Raw genomic sequence first — 1,496 nt, 5'->3', positions numbered from 1 at the left:
TGAAGTGCAACTAAAAAGTTAGACATTTTAATATTACGCAAGACTCAATGCACGATTTCGATATTTGATCGGGGTCGTGTATTTTAGTTTGTTTGATCTTCTAATATGATTGAACCAGTAAACGTAATCATGCAGTACTTCCCGCATTTCTGCTAGTGAACTGATCTTAATGCGGTTGAGCTTCTCCCGTTTCATTAGGTTGAAGATGGTTTCTCCCGGTGCATTATCGTGGCAATTACCCTTGCGCGACATGCTTTGCTTAATCTTCATCTGTCTTAGTTTGGTCTGATAGCCGCTGTGGCGGTATTGAAAACCCTGATCTGAATGCAAAATAGGCTGGGCTGTTTTAGGCAGCTTGTGCTTAAGCTCTGCCAGCATATCATAAACCAGCTTCATGTTAGGCGAATAGCTGACTTGACAAGCCAGTATTTCCAGTGAGGCCTCATCAATGACCGGTGAAATATAAACCTTTTTGCCTGTGGTCAGCTTGTATTCGGTAATATCCGTGTGTAAGACGTGGTAGGGTCTGGTTTCATTAAACCGCTGCTTTAAAATGTTTTCCTTGATTACGCCTGCAGGGCCCGCATAAGAACTGTAGCGTGCAGTGCGCCTACTGTAGACTCTGGTCTTTAGTCCCAGCTGCCGCATCAGCTTGCGCACGGTATTGGGCGCATAGCTAAAGCCTTGATCTAAGAGTGCACCATGCATACGTCGATAACCGTAAGTCTCATCACTTTCTTGGTAGAAGATAGACTTGATTACGCCTTTAACAGCAGCGTATTTATCTAATCGGTTCAATCGGTGACTGCGGTTGTCGTAATAAGTTTTGCGGTTAAGGTGCAGCTTGGCAAGCAAAAGCTTTAACGGCACCTCAGGTCGCTCAGCCCGAATCTCCACGACTATTCTGGTTTTTTGCCGGTTGGTGAGCGTGGATATCGGGCAGCCACTTTTTTTAGGATTAAGTTATCCAATTCTAAGTCGGCTTTTTGTGCCTCTAGCTCAGCAACCTGACGACGCAATTGTTCTACTTCGGTTAGCTTCTTAGTGGGTTTAAGCTTCTTCTGACGCTTCTTTTTAGTCATGGTTGGTGGTCTCCCCTTGGATTTTGGGAGCAGCCCAGAGTAGCCTGCAGCCTGATAAGCCGCCAGCCATTGTCTTACTACTGACCGCGAAAGATTAAAAACTGCAGCTACCTGGAGTACTCCCATGTGATGTTCATGATAGAAGCGTACCACATTTAGCTTGAATTCAGGCAAATAAGTTTGTCGGGTGTGAGTAACCTTTAAAGCGGCTAAGCCATGTTTACGGGCACGTTCTGCCCAGGCCCTAATCTCGGTATGATCAATGCCGTATTCGCGTTCTAGTTTAGCTAAAGAGGTTTGGTGGGATAAGTATTTACTGCAAATTTCCATTTTCAAAGTAGTTGAATATTTAGTCATGAAAAAAGTGCTCCTAATAGTCAGATTAATGTCTAACTATTATGGAGCACTTCAATT

General features: G+C 44.2%; 1 protein-coding gene. It reads right to left on the bottom strand.

Going from position 1 to position 1,496, the window contains the following annotated elements:
* Window positions 1-33: 33 nt before the first annotated feature.
* Window positions 34-1,439 (bottom strand): IS3 family transposase gene (locus F5ESL0260_RS09250; RefSeq protein WP_369792500.1). Its coding sequence is split into 2 segments (ribosomal slippage): window positions 34-956 and window positions 956-1,439, totalling 1,407 coding nucleotides; the frame shifts between segments, so codons are not numbered across the junction.
* Window positions 1,440-1,496 lie beyond the last annotated feature (57 nt).

The sequence above is a fragment of the Lactobacillus sp. ESL0260 genome, from assembly GCF_003692935.1.
Classification (GTDB): domain Bacteria; phylum Bacillota; class Bacilli; order Lactobacillales; family Lactobacillaceae; genus Lactobacillus; species Lactobacillus melliventris.
This window is presented reverse-complemented; position numbering and strand designations above follow the sequence as displayed.